The 6136-nt window shown below is 65.5% G+C and carries 5 protein-coding genes and 1 pseudogene; all 6 read left to right on the forward strand.

Translation table 11 applies throughout. The features are described 5' to 3' along the window. Nucleotides 1-548, forward strand: a pseudogene (locus ACE3Q6_RS22125) (DNA-directed RNA polymerase subunit beta'); the annotation flags it as partial. A 173-nt stretch (nucleotides 549-721) separates the two neighbouring features. Beyond that, complete coding sequence (locus ACE3Q6_RS22130; RefSeq protein ID WP_374437279.1) at nucleotides 722-1510, forward strand: universal stress protein; 789 nt, start codon at nucleotides 722-724, stop codon at nucleotides 1508-1510. Nucleotides 1511-1870: 360 nt separating this feature from the next. Then, entirely contained in the window at nucleotides 1871-2749 is an 879-nt protein-coding gene (locus ACE3Q6_RS22135) for a DMT family transporter (RefSeq protein ID WP_374437281.1), read from the forward strand. A 266-nt stretch (nucleotides 2750-3015) separates the two neighbouring features. After that, nucleotides 3016-3387: a 30S ribosomal protein S12 gene (gene rpsL / locus ACE3Q6_RS22140; protein ID WP_103259202.1), complete on the forward strand. Its 372-nt coding sequence runs from the start codon at nucleotides 3016-3018 to the stop codon at nucleotides 3385-3387. Nucleotides 3388-3398: 11 nt separating this feature from the next. Then, on the forward strand, nucleotides 3399-3869 hold the full coding sequence (gene rpsG / locus ACE3Q6_RS22145) for a 30S ribosomal protein S7 (RefSeq protein WP_374437283.1): 471 nt from the start codon (nucleotides 3399-3401) through the stop codon (nucleotides 3867-3869). A gap of 12 nt (nucleotides 3870-3881) precedes the next feature. After that, on the forward strand, nucleotides 3882-5999 hold the full coding sequence (fusA, locus tag ACE3Q6_RS22150) for an elongation factor G (RefSeq protein WP_374437286.1): 2118 nt from the start codon (nucleotides 3882-3884) through the stop codon (nucleotides 5997-5999). Nucleotides 6000-6136: the final 137 nt, after the last annotated feature.

Consider the following 6136-nt stretch of genomic DNA (forward strand, 5'->3'; position numbering starts at 1 on the left):
TGCAGGACGTGTACCGACTGCAGGGCGTGAAGATCAACGACAAGCACATCGAGGTCATCGTTCGCCAGATGCTGCAGAAGTTCGAAATCCTCGACTCCGGGGACACGACGCTTCTGAAGGGCGAACAGGTCGAGAAGATCGAGCTGGACGAAGAGAACGCCAAGGCCATTGCCCGTGGCGGCCGCGAGGCGAAAGCCGAGCCGGTCCTCCTCGGGATCACCAAGGCGTCGCTGCAGACTCGCAGCTTCATCTCGGCGGCCTCGTTCCAGGAAACCACGCGGGTCCTCACCGAGGCTTCGGTGCAGGGCAAGCGCGACAAGCTCCTGGGGCTCAAGGAAAACGTCATCGTCGGCCGCCTGATCCCGGCCGGCACCGGTGGCGCCACGAGCCGCGTGAAGAAGATCGCCGCCGACCGCGACCACACCGTGATCGAAGCGCGCCGGTCCGAGGCTGAGGAAGCCGCGGCCCTGGCTGCTCCGATGGCCGTGGTGGAACCGGATCTCGACCTCGACTCGGGCCTCGTCGACACGATCGAGAGCCGCGACTAAGTCACGGCGGACCTCGGTCCGGACATCGGCCCCGCCAGCCCAATGGTTGGCGGGGCTTTTCTTTGCGGCGCTGCTGCCGCAGCCGTCCCGAACCTCCGACCCGAACCCTTGTGGCGTGCGGTTCTCATGCATACCTCGCAAGACAGGAATTTCTTGGGAGGAGGCCCCGTACAATGTCCGCTCGTTCGATTGTCACCCATGTCGAGCCGTCCAAAGTCGATGGCGATCCGGCTGCCCTGTCGCTGGCCCTGGGCTGGGCCGGGGCTCTGGATGCCCGGGTCGTGGTCCTGGCCTTCCCGGTGGATGTGGGCGGCAGCGGATCGGACGAGACGGATTTTGCCGCCACCCGCACCGCCATTGCCGCGCTGGCCAAGCGGGAAGGGGTCCCGGCCACAGTCGTGGACCGGTCCAGCTTTGCCTATGGTATCGGCGAGGTCTTTGCCGACCACATGAAGGTGGCCGATCTTGGCATCGTCACGGGCCGCCGCGGTCCCCTGGTGGGCGAGCGTCTCCTGGCGCAGGCGGCGCTCTTCGACTCCGGTCGACCGCTGGTCATCGCCCCGCAGACCGGCGCGCGCGCACTGCCCCGCCGCGCGTTGATCGCCTGGGACGGCACCCATGCCGCCGCCCGCGCGATGCAGGATGCGATCTCGGTCCTCGCCCCGGGGGCCGAGGCGGTGGTCGCCCGCGTCACTGACGACAAGGAGCTGCGGATGGACCAGTCCGGGATCGAGGCGGCGCACCATCTTGCCCGGCACGGCATCAAGGCCGAATTCCGCGACATCCAGCGCAACGGCCGCGACATCTACGACGCCCTCCTCGCCGCCGCCCACGACGCCTCCTGTGACCTGATCGTCGCTGGCGCCGTCCGCCACTCGCCGATCCACGAACTGGTCTTCGGCAGCGTGACGGGCCGCGTCCTCGACGGCGACTGCCCGCTGCCGGTGTTGCTGTCGGCATAAGCATCGCGGGGCAGGGGGGCCACACTCCCGACGGGCGCGGCCTCTCTGCGCGACCCTGCCACCCAGACGCGCCCGGCCACCTGCCTTTCACCTGGCTGGAAATATCCTCCGGGGGTTCGGGGGTGGAAAACCCCCGATTGCCCGAGGAGGAGGCGCAGCCCGACGACGAGACAAAAGGCTCGCGCGTCAGCGCTCATTCTGAAAACCGCCCCCACCCGCGCGACGGGCCAAACCTTTCCGCCCGGTTAACGCCCGCGCCTAACCCCTTGAGTCCAAAAGACCCGCAAATCTGTCCACGGTGGACACTTTCCCTTCTCGGCCCCGCCTGCTACCCAAGGGATCAGCAGAAGGACCCCCATCTTGCCCCTGTCAGAGAACCTCCGCGGCATCCTCCTGATGTGCGCCTCGATGGCTGCCTTCACCATCAACGACACCTTCATGAAGTCGGTCACCCAGACCCTGCCGCTGTTCCAGACGATCGGGATGCGCGGAATGATCGCCGTGGTGGGCCTTCTGATCCTCTGCCTCGCCACCGGAGCCTTCCGGTTCCGCCCCAACCGGCGGGACGGCTGGCTGATCCTCCTGCGGTCGCTCGCCGACGTGGCCGCGACGATCCTCTTCCTCGAAGCGCTCCTTCGGATGCCGCTCGCCAACCTCTCCGCCATCCTTCAGGCGCTGCCGCTCCTCATCACCCTCGCCGCGGCGCTCGTCTACGGCGACAAGATCGGCTGGCGCCGGATGACCGCGATCCTCGTGGGCCTCGTCGGCGTCCTGATCATCATCCGCCCGGGGACCGAGGGCTTCGACCGCTGGTCCCTCCTCGGCCTCGCCTCGGTCGCCTGCGTGGTGGTCCGTGACCTTTCCGTGCGCCCGCTGCAGGGCCAGGTCCCCTCGACCCTCGTCGCGCTTGGGGCCGCTGTCGCCGTCACCCTCATGGGCTGGACGGGGGTCCTCTTCCAGGGCTGGCACACCCCCACGGGCGGGGAACTGTCGCGCGTCCTTGGCGCCGGGCTCTTCCTGATCGTCGGCTACCTCACCTCGGTCGCGGCGATGCGCCACGGCGACATCGGCCTTGTTGCCCCCTTCCGCTACACCTCTCTCCTCTGGGCCATCGCCCTTGGCCTCATCGTCTTCGGAGACCTGCCGGATTTCTGGACCCTCTTCGGCGCCGCCATCGTCATCGCCGCGGGCCTCTTCACCCTCTGGCGCGAGCGCCAGATCCGCAGACAGAAGGCGTGACCCCGGCGGGCGGGGCGCTTCCATTGACACCCCCACCGATTCCCCCTATACGCCCGCCAACCCGAACCCTCGGTCGCGACCGGGACAAGGGCTCAGAGCGCTTGAAGTGGTCATGATCCGGGCCGGAAAAGCCCCGATCCTCTGAAATTCCACCGTGGCCTCCCCACCGGGGATGGTTGCGGTGTTCGTGTTTTGCGATTCGCGCAAGGCATGTCGAGAAGCGGCGCCGGGGTGGCACCTGGCGAGTATCGAAACGAGGAACGTGAATGCCGACGATTCAACAGCTGATCCGGAAGCCCCGGGAAGCAGTGGTCCGGAAGTCCAAGTCGCAGCACCTGGAATCCTGCCCGCAAAAGCGTGGGGTTTGCACCCGCGTCTACACCACCACCCCGAAGAAGCCGAACTCGGCCATGCGGAAAGTCGCCAAGGTGCGCCTGACCAACGGCTTCGAGGTCATCTCCTACATCCCCGGCGAAAAGCACAACCTTCAGGAACACTCCGTCGTCCTGATCCGTGGCGGCCGGGTCAAGGACCTTCCGGGTGTGCGCTACCACATCCTCCGCGGCGTTCTGGACACCCAGGGCGTGAAAGAGCGTCGTCAGCGTCGTTCGAAATACGGCGCCAAGCGTCCGAAGTGAGGAGATAAGAGATGTCCCGTCGTCACGCCGCCGAAAAGCGCGAAATCCTGCCCGATGCCAAGTTTGGCGATCGTGTGGTCACCAAGTTCATGAACAACCTGATGCTCGACGGCAAGAAGTCGGTCGCTGAATCGATCGTCTACGGCGCCCTCGACCGCGTCCAGACCCGCCTGAAGCGTCCCGCCGTCGAAGCCTTCCACGAAGCGCTCGACAACGTGAAGCCCTCGGTCGAAGTCCGCTCCCGCCGCGTTGGCGGTGCGACCTACCAGGTCCCCGTCGAAGTCCGGACCGAGCGTCGTGAAGCCCTGGCAATCCGCTGGCTGATCGCCGCCGCGCGCAAGCGCAACGAGAACACCATGGAAGAGCGTCTGGCCGCCGAGTTGTCCGACGCCGTGCAGAACCGCGGCACCGCCGTGAAGAAGCGCGAAGACACCCACAAGATGGCCGACGCGAACAAAGCGTTCAGCCATTACCGCTGGTAAGGAGCGCAGATCATGGCACGCGAGTATCCGCTGCACCTCTACCGCAACTTCGGGATCATGGCCCACATCGACGCGGGCAAGACCACGACCACCGAACGCATCCTCTACTACACCGGCAAGTCCCACAAGATCGGCGAAGTCCACGACGGCGCCGCGACCATGGACTGGATGGAGCAGGAGCAGGAACGCGGGATCACCATCACCTCGGCTGCGACCACCACCTTCTGGGAGCGCACCACCGACGGTACCAACGCCGAAAGCCCGAAGCACCGCTTCAACATCATCGACACCCCCGGCCACGTGGACTTCACCATCGAAGTCGAGCGTTCGCTGGCCGTCCTTGACGGTGCCGTCTGCCTTCTGGACGCCAACGCCGGCGTCGAGCCGCAGACTGAAACCGTCTGGCGTCAGGCTGACCGCTACAAGGTTCCGCGCATCGTGTTCGTCAACAAGATGGACAAGATCGGCGCCGACTTCTTCAAGTGCGTCCAGATGATCAAGGACCGCACCGGCGCGACCCCCGCCCCCATCGCTCTGCCGATCGGCGCCGAGGACAAGCTGGAAGGCATCATCGACCTCGTGACGATGAAGGAATGGGTCTACCAGGGCGAAGACCTGGGCGCCTCGTGGGAAATCCGCGACATCCGCGACAGCCTGAAGGGCGAAGCGGATACCTGGCGCGGCAAGCTGATCGAACTCGCCGTCGAACAGGACGACGAGGCGATGATGGCTTACCTCGAAGGGCAAGAGCCGGACGTCGACACCCTGCGCAAGCTGATCCGCAAGGGCTGCCTCAGCATGTCCTTCGTCCCCGTGACCGCAGGCTCCGCGTTCAAGAACAAGGGCGTCCAGCCCGTCCTGAACTCGGTCATCGACTACCTGCCGTCGCCCTTGGACATCCCGCCCTACCTCGGCTACGCCCCGGGCGACGAGACGGAAACCCGCAACATCGAGCGCAAGCCCGATGACGCCGAGCCCTTCGCGGCGCTGGCATTCAAGATCATGAACGACCCCTTCGTGGGCTCGCTCACCTTCACCCGCATCTACTCTGGCCAGCTCAAGAAGGGCGACCAGATGCTGAACTCGACCAAGGGCAAGCGCGAGCGTGTCGGTCGGATGATGATGATGCACGCCATCAACCGCGAGGAAATCGACGAAGCCTTCGCGGGCGACATCATCGCGCTGGCGGGCCTGAAGGAAACCACCACCGGGGACACGCTCTGCGATCCGGCAAAGCCGCTGGTCCTGGAAACGATGACCTTCCCGGAACCGGTGATCGAGATCGCCGTGGAACCGAAGTCGAAGGCCGACCAGGAGAAGATGGGCCTCGCCCTCGCTCGCCTGGCTGCCGAAGACCCGTCCTTCCGCGTCGAAACCGACCTCGAATCCGGCCAGACCATCATGAAGGGCATGGGCGAACTTCACCTCGACATCCTCGTCGACCGCATGCGTCGCGAGTTCAAGGTCGAGGCGAACATCGGTGCCCCGCAGGTGGCCTACCGCGAGACCATCTCGCGTGCGACCGAGATCGACTACACCCACAAGAAGCAGACCGGCGGCACGGGCCAGTTCGCCCGCGTCAAGCTGGAGATCACCCCGACCGAGCCGGGCGAAGGCTATTCGTTCGAGTCGAAGATCGTCGGTGGTGCGGTGCCGAAGGAATACATCCCCGGCGTCGAGAAGGGCATCAAGTCGGTCATGGACTCAGGTCCCCTCGCTGGCTTCCCGGTCATCGACTTCAAGGTCGCGCTGGTTGACGGTGCGTTCCACGACGTCGACTCCTCGGTGCTCGCCTTCGAAATCGCGACCCGTGCGGCGATGCGCGATGGCCTGAAGAAGGCCGGCGCGAAGCTTCTGGAACCGATCATGAAGGTCGAAGTCGTCACCCCGGAGGAATACACCGGCGGCGTCATCGGCGACCTGACCTCGCGTCGGGGCATGGTGACCGGGCAGGACAGCCGCGGCAACGCCAACGTGATCAACGCGATGGTGCCGCTGGCCAACATGTTCGGCTACATCAACAACCTGCGTTCGATGACCTCGGGCCGCGCGGTGTTCACGATGCTCTTCGACCACTACGACGCGGTGCCGGAGAACATCAGCCAGGAAATCCAGAAGAAATACGCATGACATTCGGTGCGCCCTAAAGGCGCACCCTACCACCCCGTAGGGTGCGCATTCATTGCGCACCGCACCGACACAGGAGGCCATCATGGCGAAGGCAAAGTTTGAACGGACGAAACCGCACGTGAACATCGGGACCATCG

Origin of the sequence: Tabrizicola sp. (assembly GCF_041913445.1) — a bacterium.
In the GTDB taxonomy this organism is placed as follows: Bacteria; Pseudomonadota; Alphaproteobacteria; order Rhodobacterales; family Rhodobacteraceae; genus Tabrizicola.